18 protein-coding genes are annotated in these 16,563 nt (G+C 39.9%); 12 read left to right on the plus strand and 6 right to left on the minus strand.

What is annotated here, in order from left to right; translation table 11 throughout:
- Positions 1 to 26 precede the first annotated feature (26 nt).
- Positions 27 to 929 (minus strand): LysR family transcriptional regulator, encoded by a 903-nt coding sequence (locus IF202_RS01050; protein ID WP_191593019.1) that lies wholly within the window; start codon positions 927 to 929, stop codon positions 27 to 29.
- Between the two features lie 154 nt (positions 930 to 1,083).
- Between IF202_RS01050 and IF202_RS01055 the strand changes: the two genes are divergently transcribed.
- Complete coding sequence (locus tag IF202_RS01055) at positions 1,084 to 2,151, plus strand: zinc-binding dehydrogenase (RefSeq protein ID WP_191593020.1); 1,068 nt, start codon at positions 1,084 to 1,086, stop codon at positions 2,149 to 2,151.
- Positions 2,152 to 2,211: 60 nt separating this feature from the next.
- Here the strand turns inward: IF202_RS01055 and IF202_RS01060 are convergent, their stop codons facing one another.
- Together IF202_RS01060 and IF202_RS01065 are read right to left on the minus strand one after the other, a co-directional pair.
- Entirely contained in the window at positions 2,212 to 2,682 is a 471-nt protein-coding gene (locus tag IF202_RS01060) for a DUF2867 domain-containing protein (protein WP_191593021.1), read from the minus strand.
- Positions 2,683 to 2,771: 89 nt separating this feature from the next.
- Positions 2,772 to 3,047 (minus strand): DUF1330 domain-containing protein, encoded by a 276-nt coding sequence (locus tag IF202_RS01065; protein WP_191593022.1) that lies wholly within the window; start codon positions 3,045 to 3,047, stop codon positions 2,772 to 2,774.
- A 91-nt stretch (positions 3,048 to 3,138) separates the two neighbouring features.
- Between IF202_RS01065 and IF202_RS01070 the strand changes: the two genes are divergently transcribed.
- Positions 3,139 to 4,053: a LysR family transcriptional regulator gene (locus IF202_RS01070; protein WP_191593023.1), complete on the plus strand. Its 915-nt coding sequence runs from the start codon at positions 3,139 to 3,141 to the stop codon at positions 4,051 to 4,053.
- 8 nt (positions 4,054 to 4,061) lie between these two features.
- Here IF202_RS01070 and IF202_RS01075 read toward each other — a convergent pair whose 3' ends face one another.
- Together IF202_RS01075 and IF202_RS01080 are read right to left on the minus strand one after the other, a co-directional pair.
- Positions 4,062 to 4,580, minus strand: a complete 519-nt coding sequence (locus tag IF202_RS01075) for an aggregation factor core (RefSeq protein ID WP_191593024.1) — start codon at positions 4,578 to 4,580, stop codon at positions 4,062 to 4,064.
- An 88-nt stretch (positions 4,581 to 4,668) separates the two neighbouring features.
- Positions 4,669 to 5,535 (minus strand): LysR family transcriptional regulator, encoded by an 867-nt coding sequence (locus tag IF202_RS01080; protein ID WP_191593025.1) that lies wholly within the window; start codon positions 5,533 to 5,535, stop codon positions 4,669 to 4,671.
- Between the two features lie 111 nt (positions 5,536 to 5,646).
- On the opposite strand from IF202_RS01080, the gene IF202_RS01085 reads away from it, so the two are divergent.
- The 5 genes from IF202_RS01085 to IF202_RS01105 all read left to right on the plus strand — a co-directional run bounded on the left by IF202_RS01085 (position 5,647) and on the right by IF202_RS01105 (position 9,321).
- The gene (locus tag IF202_RS01085; RefSeq protein WP_191593026.1) at positions 5,647 to 6,405 is read left to right on the plus strand and encodes an SDR family oxidoreductase; all 759 of its coding nucleotides are present in this window, start codon (positions 5,647 to 5,649) and stop codon (positions 6,403 to 6,405) included.
- 27 nt (positions 6,406 to 6,432) lie between these two features.
- Complete coding sequence (locus IF202_RS01090) at positions 6,433 to 7,383, plus strand: glutathione S-transferase family protein (protein WP_191593027.1); 951 nt, start codon at positions 6,433 to 6,435, stop codon at positions 7,381 to 7,383.
- Between the two features lie 49 nt (positions 7,384 to 7,432).
- Complete coding sequence (locus IF202_RS01095) at positions 7,433 to 8,020, plus strand: FMN-dependent NADH-azoreductase (RefSeq protein ID WP_191593028.1); 588 nt, start codon at positions 7,433 to 7,435, stop codon at positions 8,018 to 8,020.
- A 163-nt stretch (positions 8,021 to 8,183) separates the two neighbouring features.
- The gene (locus IF202_RS01100; protein ID WP_235963153.1) at positions 8,184 to 8,678 is read left to right on the plus strand and encodes a GNAT family N-acetyltransferase; all 495 of its coding nucleotides are present in this window, start codon (positions 8,184 to 8,186) and stop codon (positions 8,676 to 8,678) included.
- A gap of 64 nt (positions 8,679 to 8,742) precedes the next feature.
- The gene (locus tag IF202_RS01105; RefSeq protein WP_191593029.1) at positions 8,743 to 9,321 is read left to right on the plus strand and encodes a GNAT family N-acetyltransferase; all 579 of its coding nucleotides are present in this window, start codon (positions 8,743 to 8,745) and stop codon (positions 9,319 to 9,321) included.
- A gap of 5 nt (positions 9,322 to 9,326) precedes the next feature.
- On the opposite strand, the gene IF202_RS01110 is transcribed toward IF202_RS01105, so the two are convergent.
- Positions 9,327 to 10,403 carry a GGDEF domain-containing protein gene (locus IF202_RS01110; protein WP_191593030.1) on the minus strand — a complete coding sequence of 359 codons (1,077 nt, stop codon included), beginning with the start codon at positions 10,401 to 10,403 and terminating at the stop codon, positions 9,327 to 9,329.
- A gap of 428 nt (positions 10,404 to 10,831) precedes the next feature.
- Here IF202_RS01110 and urtA point away from each other — a divergent pair, with 428 nt between their 5' ends.
- The 5 genes from urtA to urtE all read left to right on the plus strand — a co-directional run bounded on the left by urtA (position 10,832) and on the right by urtE (position 16,558).
- Positions 10,832 to 12,115 (plus strand): urea ABC transporter substrate-binding protein, encoded by a 1,284-nt coding sequence (gene urtA, locus IF202_RS01115; protein WP_191593031.1) that lies wholly within the window; start codon positions 10,832 to 10,834, stop codon positions 12,113 to 12,115.
- A gap of 144 nt (positions 12,116 to 12,259) precedes the next feature.
- Complete coding sequence (urtB, locus tag IF202_RS01120; RefSeq protein ID WP_191593032.1) at positions 12,260 to 13,861, plus strand: urea ABC transporter permease subunit UrtB; 1,602 nt, start codon at positions 12,260 to 12,262, stop codon at positions 13,859 to 13,861.
- Positions 13,858 to 14,991, plus strand: a complete 1,134-nt coding sequence (gene urtC / locus IF202_RS01125; protein ID WP_191593033.1) for an urea ABC transporter permease subunit UrtC — start codon at positions 13,858 to 13,860, stop codon at positions 14,989 to 14,991. The genes urtB and urtC overlap by 4 nt, the downstream gene beginning before the upstream one ends.
- On the plus strand, positions 14,988 to 15,854 hold the full coding sequence (gene urtD, locus IF202_RS01130) for an urea ABC transporter ATP-binding protein UrtD (RefSeq protein ID WP_191593034.1): 867 nt from the start codon (positions 14,988 to 14,990) through the stop codon (positions 15,852 to 15,854). The genes urtC and urtD overlap by 4 nt, the downstream gene beginning before the upstream one ends.
- Positions 15,851 to 16,558: an urea ABC transporter ATP-binding subunit UrtE gene (gene urtE / locus IF202_RS01135; RefSeq protein ID WP_191593035.1), complete on the plus strand. Its 708-nt coding sequence runs from the start codon at positions 15,851 to 15,853 to the stop codon at positions 16,556 to 16,558. Before urtD ends, urtE begins: the two co-directional genes overlap by 4 nt.
- Positions 16,559 to 16,563 lie beyond the last annotated feature (5 nt).

Raw genomic sequence — 16,563 nt, forward strand, 5'->3', positions numbered from 1 at the left:
AATGATACCTACATGGAGGTAGGCTATTAGAGCAGGGTTTGAATTGACTTTAAAAATTGAATAAACCAGACGTGTTCTGGTTTTTTATCTTGTACACGGCTCCAATACATTCCCACTGAAAATTTAGGCATAACGATAGGACATGGAAGTGTCTGTATGTTGAATTTTTCGCTTAGGTCGCCGACTACTTTTTCGCTAACGGTACACAACAGATCTGTTTTTTCGACCATCAAGGCCGCGTTATAAAAATTACTCACTGTGTGTGCGATGACCCGATTTTTAGATTGGCTCTTTAGTGCGGCATCTACCAGTCCATGTCTGTCCCCGGAAAAAGACACAAGAATGTGTTTCTCTTTTAAAAACAATCTCTCAGAAAGTTCCTTATTAATCCTCGAATGATGACTGGACGCTATGGTGACAAATTGATCCTGAAAAAGATCAATGCTGTTAAAAGCTTTGGGTGTTTCTATCATTCGGGAGATTAAAAAATCGACTTCGTTATTTAGCAAAGCTTCGGATAGGGAAGCCAATGAATCTTTATCCCCCAATAAGCGAATATCCAATTCTATATTAGGTGCTGCTTTAGCCAGCGATTGTAAAAGTGTGGGAACGACGGTTTGCATTCCGTAATCGGTTAATGCAATGACAAAGCGATGGTTTGATGTTTCGGGAATAAAGGCGGTCGGAGGACTGAATAGCTGTTCGATTTTATCGATTAATAATTCGGCTTCTTTTGCTGCATGGATGGCACGTTCAGTAGGGATCATGGCATTACCTGAACGGATGAGGATAGGATCTTCCATTGCCGTTCGTAATCGAGCCAAGGCATTGCTGGCTGCGGGTTGACTCAGGTGCAATTTTTCGGCGGCACGTGTCACGTTGGATGTAGAGACTAAAGCGGTTAAGGCCTTTAAGAGGTTGTAGTCCATAGCGTTACCTTGATGTCACCTTGATGAATCACTCATAAGTCAGGTTATTAGTTTAGCTAATTATTGAAATAAAGGTAATCCATTTCATTAATAGTTATTTGGTCGTTAATTTAGATGTCTCAACAGTTTAATGACATGAATAAGAGAGACTAATATGGTTCGTAAAAACATCGAATATCGACTCAATGCCTTTGGTGATTCGTCGCAAATTTTCCCCATCAAAACAGAACTTGCTGAACCTGCCAAAGGAGAAGTTCAATTACGCATGGTGGCTATGGGATTGTCTATGGCGGATGTTTTGATTCGGCGTGGGTTTTATCCCGATGTGAAAAATCCCAATGTTGTTATGGGCTACGAAGGTATTGGCGTTATCGAAGCGTTGGGGAGTGACGTGTCTGAGACGTTTCCAGCATTAACCAAAGGCTTACAGGTTGCGGTTATGTCTATCACCGGAAATAACACGCACTTTAGGAATATTGACGCAAAGGACGTGGTGCCGCTTCCTAACTCAGTATCCGACGCTGACATTCCAAGTGTTGCCGCCTTGATGCTGAACTATGTGACGGCGTATCAAATGATTCACCGTCAATCGCTTTGTTTTGATGACAATACACCCACCAAACGAGTGCTTGTCCACAGTGCCTCTGGTGGGGTTGGTATGGCGATTGTTCAGTTGTTGGCGTCCCTCAATGTTGATGTGTACGGTACCGCGTCTGCAAAAAACCATCAGCGGTTACGTCATTATGGTGTGACGCCGATTGATTACACTCATGACGATGTTGCCAGTGTTTGTCAAAAAGCAGGAGGAATGGACATTGTTTTTGATGGTATAGGAGGCAGTCACTTAAACCTTTCCAACAAGTGTCTCGCTAAAAAAGGAAGCCTTGTTTGCTATGGCATGACGGAGCTAGTTAAAGGTAAGCCAGAGTCTCGTCTTACTTTCGTGAAATTTTTAGCGACCAGCGTTCGCTATTTAATAAAAACAAAAATATCGTCTCGATATTCCTTTTACTCGGTAACAAATATGAGATCTAAACAACCTAAATGGTTTATAGAAGATTTTCATCATGTCTTTAAACTGTTTAAAGCAGGGGAGTTACAACCTGATCTCGCTCCCGTGTTACCGCTTTCGCAGTTAGTGAAAGCGCACAGTAATTTAGAGCAAGGTATAACAGTAGGGAAACAAGTGTTGGTTGTGGAGACTTATTCGCACCTTCCCTAGTTGTAACGACTCTTTTTTAACATTGTTCAGATGGATGGTAGAAACCATTATATGGTGAGGCTAACGGAGTATATTATTGTTTTCTTTTCTTACACGAGCTAACGCATTGCGGACGATAAGTATGTGGAATGGAAGAATAACTTTAAGATAAAGCTGACCTACCATGTTATTTGTATGAACCCATGTTGCTAAAAATACCTTTCCATTCTGCGATATGACAGACACTCTAAAATCTAAATGTTTGTCGTTAAATCCAGCAATGATTTCATCGTCACTTTCAGACTCAACTGGGAAAAAACCGACTTTATCTCCTGTTGTTGGCGCTTCTTTTAAAAGTCCCAAAGGGGCTGTGATTACATTTCTTATTCGAACCAAAAATTGTGCCCATGCAGGGAAATTCGTAATGATTTCTGCTGCATTACGGGTAGGTAGGTCGGATTCAATACAATAGCAGTCAATAAAGTCCATAGGCTTTATTCGATCATGAAGAGCGCTTTGTAATGGGAGTTTAGATGAAGTGACTCGTTGCATATTGTGTATCCTATCCATATGTTGCGGTTGATAAACCTTAATATCTGAGACGATTAAGGTTTATCAATTTTTTATGTCAAAAATAGGTTTTAAACCAAATGGAATTGGCTCTCCATACCTGAATCTCGTAATGGAATTATTGCTTGGTATGCGTCACTATTATACCAATTTTTCGCACTTTCTTTGTCTGGAAATTCGATAACGGCTTTCATTGGGTGAGTCGCTTCGCCGTGTAGTGTTTCGATTGCACCTTTAGCAATGAAATGTCCGTTAAAGGGTTTTAATGTTTCAGCTGCTAGAGCGCTGTATTCAGTTAATTTTGTTTTGTCTACTGGGGTTAGGTTAACGATGACTAAGGTTTTCATGGTGTCTCTCCGTGTTTGTTAGCGTTGACACAGCTTAATTTTGTGAAGGATAATAAACAATACTCATAAAATTAACGCGTTGTTTAAAAATATGAACGCTGTGAAATTGGCTCCTTTATTATTGATTTTTGTCGAAGTGGCAAATAAACGTTCTTTTACCGCGGCGGCTAAAAAATTAGGCATGAGTAAATCGGCCATTAGTCAGCAGATAAAACGCTTAGAAGAATCAACGGGTCATCAGTTGTTAATACGTAACACTCGAGGCGTTGTGCTGACTTCAGTTGGAGAGGCTTTGTTGGCTCGCAGCGAGTTATTAAGTGAGCAGCTAAGTATGACGTTAATGGAGCTTGATAGTGAAAAAGAGCAGCCCAGCGGTCACTTTAAAGTGTCGGTGCCGCCCTTTGTTGAAAAAGGAATCGTCGTCCCTGCATTGAAACAGCTGTGTTTAGAGTTTCCTAAGCTGACACCTGAGATTATGGTGACTGAGAAATGGCAAGATTTGATCGAGCATAATTTAGATGCCGCGATTTTTGGTGGCGATATAAAAGACTGTGATTATCGTGCGTTGTCTGTCGGTAAGGTTTCTGAAGTGTTTTGCGCCTCACCGCGTTATCTCAAACAATATGGCAATGTTGATAGTATTGAGCACTTGTCCAAGCACAAGTTTATTGCCACTGCTTGGCATCGCGAAAAATTGCAACTATTTGATAATGCTCATGCGAATGAACAATTAGTATCAATAACACACTGTGCAAAAGTAAGCACACTGAGTTCTGCGTTAGAGGTGGTTTTAAGTGATATGGGAATCGCGCTTCTGCCAGAATTCTTAGCGCAAACTCACCTTAATAAAAAAAGGTTGGTAAGGGTGCTGCCTGAGATAAGAGGAAGAGAATGGCACTTTTATTTTCTACACCAATATAAAGGTGAAAAGCCCATTCACGTTACTCGTTTTTATCAGTTGTATTGTCATTATTTCGCTAAATCTTGTGTATCAGTCGCTCACTGATTAAACGCTCAGCAGGATGAAAGTGATACCAAGGCTTTGCCTTTATTATTAAATGTTGCAGCGGATGCTTGTTGACCTTGAACATTCACATCTATTGAAGCGTTTTTAATTTCAGAACCAGACACGCGAATGTTACCGAGTTCACTTTGAGTCAACGTATCATCCACATCAATGGTAAAACTGACAGAATCGTTTGCGGCGATGCTTTCAATGACTAATGACAGTGTTGAATCTCCGTCTTTCACCTTTTCTGAAGAAGCTAGTTTCAAATTGCCTTTTCTGACTTCAAACGGTTGAAAAACCTCAACACCTGCACCTGTCGATGTCGTATCAAAAATAAGTTTTCCTACACTGCTGGATAAGTCGAGATTGACGGTTAAGTTTTTTAAGAGGCATTGGCTTGTATTAGTTAATACGAACCTGTCTTTGGGTGCGCTTTCGACAAAGATGACTTCAACATTCGCATAGGCAAACTGCCCTGCAAAGATAAGAGCAGAGGCTACGATAGGTAAACGAACATTGAACATAAGATTTTTTCCTTCGAAAGTATTTAATAGTGGTTAAATAACTAACGCAGGAAAAGGCAATCCAGATCACTTTTACATTTAGCCTAGATCAAAACGAGTTCCAAATAAATTCAGCTACTTTACCTTTCATTCTATTTTTCTTTTTTGCGATGTAAATAGTGATGAGGTCACCGTCTTCTAACCAATCTAGTTCAATCAGTTTTCCTGTTTCTAAGTCTTTCTGAACGAGCGGCATAGGCAGTCTTCCCCAGCCTAAACCATGTAATATGATGTCGTATTTAGAATGAGTATCAGATACTTTCCATTGTAATGAATCATTGTAAACACCGACTGAGTGATCATCTTCAGGAATAGTGCTTCGTTGTATTATTTGAGGGTATTTGTATAAGGCTTCAAAGGATTGTTCTGATTTAGGCAGTTCTAGGAATGGATGATTCGCTGCAATGCTTAATACGGCTTGAACTTCATCGATTTTTTTATAATCGAGGTCTTTTGTGTTTCTAATATTTTCAAAAATAGCCAAATCGACCATATCTGCATTGAGCATTCGCTCGCCACTTAGAATCTCTCGTTCTAATTGAATTTCTGTTTGTGGAAAGGTTTTCATCGCGTTGGCGATGACAGGACTCACCATGTCTATGCCATAGATGCCGGAAACGCTTAATCGAAAAAAAGATTCGATGTGAGATTCAATCTGGGAGCATTTTACTAATAGATTATCGTATTCCGTCAGTAATTTTTTTGAGCTTTCTAGAAAGTCTCGCCCTTTAGATGTCAATTTACTTTTATAGCCGCTTCGTTCAATCACGCTAAAACCAAGCTGCTCTTCCAACCGTTTGATCGAATAGATTATCGCGGACTTGGCTTTGCCTTGTTTTTCAGCAGCCATCGAAAAGCTGCCTGCATCAATAAGGGCTTTTAGACATTGTATTTGTTCAATCGTAATATGAATCATGGTCTAAATTTAGCACAAAAAAACAAAAAATAAGGACTTTTTTTATTTTTGGTGAGCTCTATTATTAAGTGATTAATTCAAACAGAAACAATTAAAACCAAGGAAAATAAAATGAGCACATTATTAAACAACAAAATCACAGTGATCACCGGAGGTAATAGCGGAATAGGTTTTGCTACTGCGAAGAAATTTAAAGAAGAGGGCGCAACCGTTGTCATTACAGGTCGCTCTACAGAGAGAGTAAAACAAGCTGCTGCCGAACTTGGCGTCGAAGGCATTGTTGCTGACGTACAAGATTTGTTATCTATTGACCGTCTGGTTGAGCAAGTAAAAAATACATATGGCGCAATAGATACTTTATTTGTTAACGCTGGTGTTTTTGTACCTTCGCCACTTGGCCATATTGAAGAAGAGTCTTATGACTATCAAATGAGTATTAACTTAAAAGGCGCTATATTTACTCTTGAGAAATTTTTACCTGTATTAAAAGACGGAGCAAGTGTCATTAACTTATCTTCTATTAATGCATACACAGGCATGCCAAATACGTCGATTTATGCGGCGTCTAAAGCGGCATTAAATGCATTTAGCAGAACGGCTGCAACTGAATTAGCACCAAGAAAAATCCGAGTTAATGTGGTAAATCCAGGTCCTATAGAAACGCCTATTTTCGGTAAAGCAGGATTATCGGAAGAGCAACTTCAAGGCATGGCTGGTGCTATGCAAGACCGTATTCCATTAAAACGCTATGGGAAACCTTCAGAGATAGCCAATATGGTTTGCTTCTTGGCTTCTGATCAAGCTTCTTTTATGACAGGAAGTGAAATAAATGTCGATGGTGGCACGAACATCAACCCTCTTTTAGGTTAATAGAAAATAGGTGAAAGGATATAAATCATGGGTAAGTTAGTTGACGGAAAGTGGCTAGAAGGCAGTGTGATTTCCAGTGATGATAAAGGCGCATTCGATCGAAAACCACGTACCTTTCGAGATGTTATTTCAAACGATCATGCGGTTTATACACCGGAGTCTGGCCGATACCATTTGTATGTCAGCTATGCTTGCCCATGGGCTCATCGAGCTTTGATTTATAGAGAGCTTAAAAACCTGACGGATCATATTTCAGTCAGTGTTGTTCATCCTGATATGTTGGAAAAAGGTTGGAGCTTTGCTAGGCATTTTGAAACAGCGATTGAAGGCACAACAAAAGACCACCTATTTGATAGCACACACCTTTATGAGGTTTACCAGAAAGCGCAGCCTGATATCTCAACCAGTGTTACTGTGCCAATTTTATGGGATAAAAAAACCAATACAATAGTGAATAATGAGTCGTCTGAAATTATCAGAATATTAAATATCGCTTTTAATGAACTCACTGGAAACCATGACGATTACTACCCAGAAGAACATCAGGCTGACATTGATACTTGGAACGAGGCAATATATGAGAGCTTAAATAATGGCGTATATCGTAGTGGATTCGCGAAGACACAAGCGGCCTATAATAGTGCAGTTGTACCACTTTTCGAGACGTTGGATGCGATAGAAGCTCATTTAGAAAATCGTGAGTTTTTGGTGGGGAATACTCTGACGGAAGCAGATATTAGGTTGATTCCAACCTTGTTGCGATTTGATTTGGTGTACTACATTCATTTCAAATGCAGTCAAAAAAGAATCGCCGATTATCCTAGGTTAAGTCGTTATACAAAAAAATTTTATAAGCTTGATGCTATCAAGAATACAACGAACTTTGAGCAGATAAAGCGTCACTATTACTTCTCTCATGAAGACATTAATCCTCATCGTATTATTCCGCTGATACCTTCTTTGAATGAAGAATATTAAGCAAACACTAATAAACGACATTATTAAAAAACCGGAAAAGGAAATTGAAATGAAAGTATGGCACATTGATTCCAGTTCTCGAGATGAGCAATCTCATAGCAGAAGAATAACGCAGCAATTTATTGAGAATTTATCGAAAAAAACGACAGTAGAAAGTAACCCGTTGAATGTAGCTGCTGGTTTGCCGTTTTTAACAGATATTATGATCGGGAGTTATTTTACGCCGGATGAACAAAGAACCACTGAGCAAAAGTCTGCCATAAGCGTATCGAATGACATTGTGAAGTCTGCAAAAAACGCAGACGTTTGGGTGATTGGCGTGCCTATTTATAACTTTTCTATGCCAGCGTCGTTTAAAGCATTTATCGACTTATTATGTCGTTCTAAAGAAACTTTTACGTATACTGAAACTGGCCCAATTGGCTTATTAGAAAATAAAAAGGTGTTTGTTGTTGTGACTTCTGGCGGAACAGAAATAGGCTCTGACATCGATTTTTTAACACCTTGGCTAAAGCATTGTTTAAGCTTTATTGGCGTACAGAATGTTCACTTCATACATGCCGATAAATACAGCCCAGAAAAAGATAATGTAATTACCCAGCAGATCGAAGAAATGACGTCCAATTTGGCTAAATAAGGAAACTCATTTATATGAGTCTATCGTGCTAAATAAACTTGAAGCGAGAACAGGTTAATAAAGAACTCTGATCTTAGATTGGAGTTTTTTATTGAAAAATATTTGTCATAGTCGTTTCAAACTCAGTATTATTTTTGCTCTAAAAACTGAAAGAATTATTTCTATGACAAGGAAAAGTTCATTGATAAAAATAGAAAAAATGGCGTCTCAGCATTTGGGTGAACTAATAACGCTTGGTTTGGATGAGAGCCAAGTTAAATTTGTTGGGACCATTGACGATATTTTAACCATGATCAATGCGCAAATTCGACCTTATGTTATCACTGTAGAAAACCAAGTCGTTGGCTTCTTCTTAATCGATACCGTCTATGAAAAAAACAATGATTTCGTTACTTCGAAAAGCCTTGGTCTACGAAAATTTTTTATAGACAATAAGCATCAAGGTAATGGTTATGCCAAACAAACGCTTAATCTCTTACCTGATTATCTAGCGGTTACTTATCCAAACCATACAGATGTTTATCTAACAGTAAACGTTAAAAATAATGTGGCTAAAAATCTTTATTTGAAAAACGGTTTTCAAGATACGGAGGAATTGTATCTTGGAGGGCCTTCAGGCCCGCAGCATGTTATGAAGCTGGCATATAAGGTCGCTTAAAGTATTATAGATAACAGCTGTTTATAGCGTATATAGTCGCCAACGAATTACTGAGAGCTATGTTATGTTTGAAAAAATTGTATTGCAGGGAAAGTACGTTCGTTTAGAGCCTTTATCTGAAAATCATAGGGAAGGCTTATGTCAGGCAGCATCAGATGGAAAACTGTGGGAACTATTTTTCACCTTCGTTCCACATCCAGATGACATAGATGAGTTTTTCAATAAAGCCTATGAAATACATAAAAATGGGGCAGGATTAACCTTTGTTACCATCGATGAAGCGACAGATAAGGTGATTGGATCTACTCGGTTTATGAACGCGAATTTAGCAAATAAAGCCGTTGAAATAGGGTCTACTTTTCTCGCTAAATCACATCAACAAACTAAAGCCAACACAGAAGCTAAGTTACTCATGTTAAATCATGCTTTTGAGGTGCTAAATTTAAACCGTGTTGAGTTCTTAACCGATTACTTAAATCATCGTTCACGTAATGCCATATTACGACTGGGTGCTAAGCAAGAAGGTGTGTTGCGTAGCCATAGAGTTATGCCAAATGGCAGAATTAGAGACACAGTAATTTTTAGCATTCTTTCCCATGAATGGGCAGGTGTGAAACAGCACTTGGAATATAAGCTTTGTTGAGATCATTAATTTTGGGCAACTGAACTTCCAGATATTGAACTTACGACGCGATTTCGACCTTGATGCTTCCCTTTATAAAGGGCAGCATCTGCTTCTCTGATGAGCTGTTCAGTGCCACTTATGGTTTGACCGTAAGCACTTGTTACACCTAAGGTTAGAGTTACTGGATCAGTGTTATTTGGCCCATAAGGGATATGTTGATTTAGAATGATTTTTCGTAGATTTTCTGCGATTTCTGTCGCCTTATCCATATTAGTATCAGGCAATATTAGAACGAACTCTTCTCCACCAAATCTTCCTACACTATCGGCTGCCCGTAAGCTGTAATCGCTTATTAACTTGGCTATCTCTTTAAGGCAAGTGTCTCCAGCTAAGTGCCCGTTACTATCATTGTATAATTTGAAAAAATCGACATCAGCCATTATGAGTGACAGCCAAGTGTTGGAACGCTTTGCTCTATCTATTTCTTGTAAAAGTTCAGTTTCAATTGCTCGACGGTTTAGTACACCCGTTAGATAATCTATATTTGATTGCTGTTCAAGTTGTACTAATAAAGTTCGTGAGATTGAAGAGAAACGTGATACTACCCAAGTTGATATTAGGCAAAGGCAGATGAGTACAATGTAACGACTCATCAAAAGCAGATCAGGGTCTACTGTGTTTTCAGGTATATGACCATTGAAGTCAAGAATAAAGATACCGATTAGAATTAAGCATACTAGCCCAAAGGTAATCCATGCAGCGCGCGTATTGATAAGTAACACGGTCATAATTGGAATGATTGGGGCGAATAAAACAACTGACGCGTCAACCCCTCCTGTATAAAAGCTGGAAAAGGCTAGGCCGAAGAGAGCTGTGATTATTAGTATTTTAGCGGCGACGTCTATTGAACCATTACGCCTAATATAAATTGCGTTAATTACTCCTGCAACTATGACAAAAAACGCCGGAATTGGTAGGGAGTTTAATCCCAAAATAACTATTTTTATGATGGCTAAACTAGCGACAAGAGATGTCACGACAAGGTTCGTCGCTTGAACCAAACCGCGTCGCCCTAGGGGCATTAAAGTGAAAGCACTCAAATTTTGTCCTTTACTACAAATTGCCTCTTATGGAAGTTGCTAATCATAAAGCTGTTATGGCTTACAAAAAGGCGTCGTTTTCTATACGAAACTCATTCCAAGTGTTTGGTGTAGATAATCCTGTTGTTTTAATAAACGAAACTGATCAAATTCTGAAGCAGTATTGATGATAGATGCTATTAAAAAACTAAACTCAAATAGTACTGAATTTCTAACTGATTATTCTATATAGCTTATCACGCCAAATGACCAGATGATATTTTCCTTATGTATACGTTAAATGACGTATCCGACTAGGGTGTTTCGCGCATACCTTTCTTACTGTGGTTTCTTGATACTGAACTTACTGATATGAGGCTGTAGATATTTCTACACGCGGTTTCTTATCTCGATTCATTATTATAAATCACAATAGGACGGCTCCAATTATGAAAATCAAAATGCTTACTTCTGCGATTCTGCTCTCTGGAGCAACGCTAATGACCTTGCCTTCATGGGCTGCTGACACAATCAAAGTCGGTGTATTGCATTCTTTGTCTGGCACTATGGCAATTTCTGAAACGACATTAAAAGACACTGTCTTGATGATGGTTGAAGAGCAAAACAAAAAAGGTGGTTTGCTTGGCAAACAACTAGAAGCCATTGTTGTTGATCCAGCCTCAAACTGGCCTTTGTTTGCAGAAAAAGGTCGTGAGTTATTAACTCAAGAAAAAGTAGATGTGATTTTTGGTAGCTGGACGTCGGTTTCTCGTAAATCTGTTTTGCCTGTATTAGAAGAGCTGAACGGCTTGATGTTTTACCCAGTACAGTATGAAGGCGAAGAGTCATCTAAAAATGTATTTTACACAGGCGCTGCGCCAAACCAGCAAGCCATTCCAGCTGTTGATTACTTAATGAATGATTTGGATGTAGAGCGTTTCGTTCTTGCTGGAACGGATTACGTTTACCCACGTACCACGAACAAGATTCTTGAGGCGTACCTAAAAGCAAAAGGTGTTGCAGCAAAAGACATCATGATCAACTACACACCTTTTGGCCATTCTGATTGGCAGTCTATTGTTTCTGACATCAAGAAGTTTGGTGGCGAAGGTAAGAAAACCGCAGTGGTTTCTACCATTAATGGTGATGCCAACATTCCTTTCTACAAAGAATTGGGTAACCAAGGTATCTCTTCAGAAGATATTCCAGTGGTAGCCTTCTCTGTTGGTGAAGAAGAATTGTCTGGCTTAGACACTAAACCATTAGTTGGTCATCTAGCGGCTTGGAACTATTTCCAAAGTGTGGAAAGCGATGCGAATGACGAGTTCATTGCAAAGTGGAAAGCCTTCACAAAAGATTCTAACCGCGTAACAAATGACCCAATGGAAGCGACTTACATCGGCTTCAAAATGTGGGCAAATGCAGTGACAGATGCCGGTACAACAGACGTAGATGCCGTTGAACAAGCGATGATAGGTCAAGAAACACCTAACCTAACAGGCGGTATTGCCGTGATGAACAAGAATCACCATTTAAGCAAGCCAGTACTGATTGGCGAAATCCAAGACGATGGTCAATTTGAAGTGGTTTGGGAAACTGACGGTGTGGTTGCTGGTGATGCATGGTCTGACTTTCTTCCAGGTTCAAAAGATTTGATTTCTGATTGGACTGCGCCTATCAAGTGCGGTAACTACAACACGAAAACGAAAACCTGTTCTGGTCAAGTTTACTAGGTCGTATGTTTCGGCTTTATGATCTTAGTTTAAAGAAATTCCTGTGTTGATAAATGCTCTCTGTCTCGTTGGAGATGGGGAGTATTTTTTAGTTATTTTTTAAGATTTTTTTGTAATTCCTCATCCGCTATTTGGAGTATCACCTTGAGACACTTAATTGCACTTTGTTGCTGTCTTTTTGGGCTCTTATCTTTTTCAGTATATGCCGCTGAATCCAGTCCACAAGACTCATTATTAACAGAGCTTGTTGGCGCAAAATTAAAAAACATGACACCGATTTTAGAGAAACTTGCCAATACACAAGGTGAAGCAATCTTGCCGCTTTTTCGCATTTTATTGGGTGGCGACCTTTATTATATTAAGGCAGATAAATCTCTAGTAGGGCAATTCGATGAACAAGGTAATACGGTTTATAAAGATGTATTTAGCCAAGTTGTTGTGCCAAACCTAAGTAAAAAAGACGTCAAAAAAATCCGTGTTAATAATACTCTGCGCGGTTATCTACGTAACGCTATTGCGCAGATTCAACTAACTGCAAAATCTCCTGAATTACGTCAATCAGCGGTTCGTGAACTGCTCTCAAAACTAGACAAGGACACGATTAATTTAATTGAAGCTTTATATCCGAATGAAGCAAACAAAAAAGTGAAAGAAGCGATGGGTTTGGCTTTATCCATGTATGCCGCGACTTCCATAGACTTGGTTCCTTCCAATCGTCTTGTTGCAATTGAGCGTCTTTCTACTAGTTTAGAAGGAGATGTACGAAATACCTTAACCAAGCTAATGAAAGACGAAAATCCAGCCATTGTGAAAGCAGCTTCTGAGGCTTTAGAAAACATCGCTCAGAGAGCAAATCGTTTTGCTTTTATTGATCAGCTATTCTTTGGTCTGAGTTTGGGTTCTGTGCTTTTATTAGCGTCAATAGGTTTGGCAATCACCTTTGGTGTAATGGGCGTCATTAATATGGCCCATGGCGAAATGATTATGTTGGGTGCTTACACCACCTATGTGGTTCAGTTGATCATGCCAAATTACATTGATTATTCCATTTGGGTCGCGATTCCAGCGGCTTTTCTGGTGTCGGGTTTGATGGGGGTTTTGATTGAACGTTTGGTCATTCGTCATTTGCATGGCCGTCCATTGGAAACCTTGCTGGCCACTTTCGGTATCAGCTTAATCCTTCAGCAATTGGTACGAACTATTTTCTCTCCATTGAACCGTCAAGTATCTACGCCAAGTTGGATGAGTGGCTCATGGGAAATTAATCCAGTGTTGTCTCTTACGTTAAACCGTTTGTACATCTTGGCGTTTGCCTTGTTAGTGTTTATTGCTTTAGTCATTATTTTGAAAAAAACCTCACTTGGTTTAAACGTTCGCGCGGTTTCACAAAATCGTAGTATGGCGAAGGCTATGGGCGTAAAAACCAACTGGGTAGATGCGATGACCTTTGGATTGGGTTCAGGCATAGCAGGCATAGCAGGCGTGGCATTGAGCCAATTAACCAATGTTGGGCCAAACTTAGGTCAAGCTTACATTATCGACTCTTTCATGGTCGTGGTGTTTGGTGGCGTTGGTAATTTATTAGGCACCTTGGTTGCTGCATTTTCTTTAGGGATTGCGACTAAGTTTTTGGAACCGACTACAGGAGCCGTACTCGCGGCTATTATCGTACTGGTGTTTATTATTCTCTTTATTCAAAAACGTCCTAAAGGACTCTTTCCACAAAAAGGGAGGGCGGCAGAATGACACGTCTTACAGAATGGTTTTCCGCTGGGCGTTCTTCTGGCAAACATACCTTGCCATTTGTGGTGATCCTTTTAACCATGACGCTATTGGCTTCCGCTGCAAATTTGTTTTTACCCGCTGATTCCGCACTGTATGTCAGCACCTATACGATTACCTTGTTAGGCAAGTATTTGTGCTACGCCATGCTGGCGTTGGCGGTGGATATTATTTGGGGTTATTGCGGAATTTTAAGTTTAGGGCATGGTGCTTTTTTCGCTTTGGGCGGTTACGCCATGGGTATGTATTTAATGCGTCAAATAGGTGACCGTGGTGTATATGGAAATCCACTATTACCAGACTTTATGGTGTTCTTGGATTGGAAAGAGTTGCCTTGGTTTTGGCTCGGTATGGATCACTTCTGGTTCGCTATGCTAATGGCGGTTGTTGTGCCTGGAATACTCGCATTCGTGTTTGGTTGGCTGGCGTTCCGTTCTCGCGTAACGGGTGTATATCTGTCGATTATGACCCAAGCATTAACTTACGCTTTGTTATTAGCTTTTTTCCGCAACGAAATGGGCTTCGGTGGTAACAATGGCTTAACCGATTTTAAAGAAATTCTAGGTTTTGACTTACAAGCAGACTCTACTCGCGTCAGTTTGTTTATGATCACGGCGTTGTTGTTGGCTGTGTTGTTTGTTGTCAGCCAACGTATTTTGTCTTCTCGTTTCGGAAAAGTGGTGTTGGCGATTCGTGATGCAGAATCTCGTTCTCGTTTTATTGGCTATCGTACTGATCGTTATAAAGTGTGGTTGTTCGTTTATTCGGCCGTTATTGCAGGCATTGCAGGCGCTTTATATGTTCCACAAGTAGGCATTATTAACCCTGGTGAGTTCTCACCGATTAATTCAATTGAAATGGTGATCTGGGTTGCTGTAGGTGGTCGTGGCACGTTAATTGGCGCGATTATTGGCGCGATTTTGGTGAATTATGCAAAAACTCGATTCACCGCGATTATGCCTGACGCTTGGCTGTTTGCTCTTGGTGCTATGTTTGTTTTAGTCACCTTGTATTTACCAAAAGGCTTGATGGGGTTATATGCGCAAATGATGGCTAAACGTCGTCCAGCTAAAACTCAGGAGTCTGAAGCATGAGTGCTAATGAAAATACGGTAGAAAGCTTTCGCGAGACTTTTCGTCGAGATCAGGTTTGGCCATTTCTTACGCCCGCTCAGACTAAGGTAAATGTCGATAATCAGATGATTCTATATGTGGAAGATTTGAATCTGAGTTTTGATGGCTTTAAGGCTTTAAATAATTTAAACCTGTATGTGAATGATGGCGAGTTACGTTGTTTGATCGGTGCTAATGGCGCAGGAAAAACTACTTTGATGGATGTGATCACAGGCAAAACACAATGTGATTCAGGGACGGTTTTTTTTGGTCAAACTCATAACTTATTAAACAAAGACGAAGCGGCAATTGCGCAATTAGGGATAGGGCGAAAGTTTCAAAAACCGACAGTTTTTGAAGAACAATCCGTGTTTGATAATTTGGAATTGTCGCTAAAAACCGACAAAGGCGTTTTACCAACTTTATTTTCACGTTTAACACCAACTCAAATTGATCGTATTGATGAAGTGTTGAAGATTGTTGGTTTGGCCAAGCACCGTTTTATGTTAGCAGGAGCTTTGTCTCATGGGCAAAAACAATGGTTAGAAATTGGTATGTTATTGGCTGCTGATCCAAGGTTGTTATTAATTGATGAACCTGTCGCGGGTATGACGCCACAAGAAACGGAAAAAACAGCAGAGTTACTTACATCGTTAGCGGGTGAACGTACCGTTATTGTAGTGGAACACGACATGGAGTTTGTTCGTAGCATCGCGCGTACCGTGACGGTATTGCATCAAGGTTCAGTCTTGGCGGAAGGTACAATGGATCAGATTCAAAGTAATCGAGATGTTATTGAAGTCTATCTAGGAGAAAGTGAAATAGCCGAAGGGGAAGAGGTATGATTTCAATTAATAAAGTCGATCAACTCTATGGCGGCACGCAAATTCTATGGGGCTTGGATCTGGAGATCGAACCAGGTTCTATCACCTGTATTATGGGGCGTAATGGCGTAGGGAAAACCACACTACTGAAAGCTATTATGGGATTGTTACCCATCAAAAGTGGTGAAATTACCATGCATGGTCAAGCGCTAAATAAACAAAGCGCCGAGAAACGTGCTTACTCTGGTATCGGTTATGTGCCACAAGGTCGAGATATTTTCCCTATGCTAACGGTAGAGGAAAATCTGCGTATTGGTTTACCTGTTCGTAGTAAACGAACCAAAGATTCACCGAAAGACATTCCAGAAAAAATATTTGAATTGTTTCCAGTCTTAAAAGATATGTTACATCGTCGCGGTGGTGATTTATCTGGTGGTCAGCAGCAGCAACTTGCTATTGGCCGAGCATTAGTTTTAGAACCTACGGTCTTGATTCTAGATGAGCCAAACGAAGGTATTCAGCCAAATATTGTTAAGCAAATAGGCGATGTTATTTTGAAGCTTAATGCGGAAGATGGTCTAACGGTTATCTTGGTCGAGCAAAAATTGGGCTTTGCTAGACGGGTCGGTAAAGAGTTCCGATTGATAGAAAAAGGCCGTGTTGTAGCATCAGATAAAATGGAAAATCTTGATGACAGCTTGATTAAACAGTACTTAGCAGTATAGCGTTA

It is taken from the genome of Marinomonas colpomeniae, from assembly GCF_014803385.1.
Lineage (GTDB): Bacteria > Pseudomonadota > Gammaproteobacteria > Pseudomonadales > Marinomonadaceae > Marinomonas > Marinomonas colpomeniae.

What these genes read in the sequence shown, in the direction of transcription:
- IF202_RS01050 (WP_191593019.1), bottom strand. Translation starts at nt 929, where the DNA reads ATGGACTACAACCTCTTAAAGGCCTTAACCGCTTTAGTCTCTACATCC.
- IF202_RS01055 (WP_191593020.1), top strand. Translation starts at nt 1,084, where the DNA reads ATGGTTCGTAAAAACATCGAATATCGACTCAATGCCTTTGGTGATTCG.
- IF202_RS01060 (WP_191593021.1), bottom strand. Translation starts at nt 2,682, where the DNA reads ATGCAACGAGTCACTTCATCTAAACTCCCATTACAAAGCGCTCTTCAT.
- IF202_RS01065 (WP_191593022.1), bottom strand. Translation starts at nt 3,047, where the DNA reads ATGAAAACCTTAGTCATCGTTAACCTAACCCCAGTAGACAAAACAAAA.
- IF202_RS01070 (WP_191593023.1), top strand. Translation starts at nt 3,139, where the DNA reads ATGAACGCTGTGAAATTGGCTCCTTTATTATTGATTTTTGTCGAAGTG.
- IF202_RS01075 (WP_191593024.1), bottom strand. Translation starts at nt 4,580, where the DNA reads ATGTTCAATGTTCGTTTACCTATCGTAGCCTCTGCTCTTATCTTTGCA.
- IF202_RS01080 (WP_191593025.1), bottom strand. Translation starts at nt 5,535, where the DNA reads ATGATTCATATTACGATTGAACAAATACAATGTCTAAAAGCCCTTATT.
- IF202_RS01085 (WP_191593026.1), top strand. Translation starts at nt 5,647, where the DNA reads ATGAGCACATTATTAAACAACAAAATCACAGTGATCACCGGAGGTAAT.
- IF202_RS01090 (WP_191593027.1), top strand. Translation starts at nt 6,433, where the DNA reads ATGGGTAAGTTAGTTGACGGAAAGTGGCTAGAAGGCAGTGTGATTTCC.
- IF202_RS01095 (WP_191593028.1), top strand. Translation starts at nt 7,433, where the DNA reads ATGAAAGTATGGCACATTGATTCCAGTTCTCGAGATGAGCAATCTCAT.
- IF202_RS01100 (WP_235963153.1), top strand. Translation starts at nt 8,184, where the DNA reads ATGACAAGGAAAAGTTCATTGATAAAAATAGAAAAAATGGCGTCTCAG.
- IF202_RS01105 (WP_191593029.1), top strand. Translation starts at nt 8,743, where the DNA reads ATGTTTGAAAAAATTGTATTGCAGGGAAAGTACGTTCGTTTAGAGCCT.
- urtA (WP_191593031.1), top strand. Translation starts at nt 10,832, where the DNA reads ATGAAAATCAAAATGCTTACTTCTGCGATTCTGCTCTCTGGAGCAACG.
- urtC (WP_191593033.1), top strand. Translation starts at nt 13,858, where the DNA reads ATGACACGTCTTACAGAATGGTTTTCCGCTGGGCGTTCTTCTGGCAAA.
- urtD (WP_191593034.1), top strand. Translation starts at nt 14,988, where the DNA reads ATGAGTGCTAATGAAAATACGGTAGAAAGCTTTCGCGAGACTTTTCGT.
- urtE (WP_191593035.1), top strand. Translation starts at nt 15,851, where the DNA reads ATGATTTCAATTAATAAAGTCGATCAACTCTATGGCGGCACGCAAATT.